The 1,168-nt window shown below is 46.7% G+C and carries 1 protein-coding gene; it reads right to left on the bottom strand.

Annotation, left to right across the window (positions count from 1 at the left end):
• Positions 1–227 precede the first annotated feature (227 nt).
• Positions 228–1,064, bottom strand: a complete 837-nt coding sequence (locus QEH53_RS23830; protein ID WP_309025740.1) for a hypothetical protein — start codon at positions 1,062–1,064, stop codon at positions 228–230.
• Between the last annotated feature and the right edge of the window lie 104 nt (positions 1,065–1,168).

The following is a 1,168-nucleotide window of genomic DNA, read 5'->3' as shown; positions in this document are numbered from 1 at the left end:
TCAAGTCGATCATTTTTCTTCGTTTTTGGTTGGTTGGATTCTTTCTTAAATTTTATTCAGTGCAGGATCTTCTCTTTTGTGAAGTTGGTTTCTCGATACGTTGTAGGTTTATTCCTTAGTTCAACCCGATCATCTTTCTTCACATATCGTCGAGTGCATACGCGGAGGCTAGCGCGGAGCGCTGGCCGGAGTTGTATGGCACGACTGGTTCGGTATATTTTTTGTTGCTACCACTGTACTGTGTATACGCTTCCGTTAAGGTTATAGCCGTACTGAAGGGTAGAGGGCTCAACTATGACGGTGTCTGACAGTGGGTGCTCTCCTTCGATGATCCATGTGCTCTCTTCCGTGCAGTCCTGAATTCTGTGACCTGCGAAAGCAATATGGATTATATCGGTGCTTTTAGAAGATTTGGGAGGAACCAGGACTTGTGTTTCAGTCGATTGAGGCCCTCCTCGAATTCTTCCAACTGGGTAGCATACTGCTTCAATCTTCACATTATCTGTGTCTAGCCTCCCATGCCAACTGCCATCTGCTTTCATGTACAAACTCGCATCCCCGTATGTCGAGTAGTAACCCTTTTCTTTCATGTAGCGTACGTAATCACGATCTGGAACCCAGAAATTCAACATCAAGTATGTTCGTTCGGAATTCTGCTCTCGGTTCGGTTCAAAGGATGTAATCCTTGCGAACCATAAAGCTGCAGCACCGTTTGGTGCCCAATTTGGCGAAATGCCATCAATCGCAAATCTATCCATTCTAACTATTTCAATGAAGGAGAAACCCCAATCTTCGTGCTGAGGATGTTCAGAAAGGTAGACTCTTGCCCACGAAGTGCCTTTTTCGGCCAGCTCGCCAACTTTCAGAAACCGAAAGTTAGGTGGTAGTTGGTGCTCTACTTGTCGTGGGTCGAAAGTGGCATAGGCTACTATCTCTTCAGCGTTTTCAATTCGCCAGTGAGTCTGCCCACCTTTCGGTAGTTGCGGAATCTTGGCCTCTGTAGCTTGTGACCAAGAACCGCAGGCTAGGGCTATCCCCACAATTAGCTTGAGTGTATTCATCATTCTTTACCGAACGCAGAGGCCATACGTGGAGGCCTCAGTTGGGGTTCTATTTCAAGTTAGTGTTTTCAAGTCTGGGATCGAGGTGAAAGAGGCGGGCGTTTGCC

Origin of the sequence: Pelagicoccus sp. SDUM812002 (genome assembly GCF_031127835.1) — a bacterium.
Taxonomy (GTDB): Bacteria; Verrucomicrobiota; Verrucomicrobiia; order Opitutales; family Opitutaceae; genus Pelagicoccus.
This window is presented reverse-complemented; position numbering and strand designations above follow the sequence as displayed.

What these genes read in the sequence shown, in the direction of transcription:
- QEH53_RS23830 (WP_309025740.1), bottom strand. Translation starts at nt 1,064, where the DNA reads ATGATGAATACACTCAAGCTAATTGTGGGGATAGCCCTAGCCTGCGGT.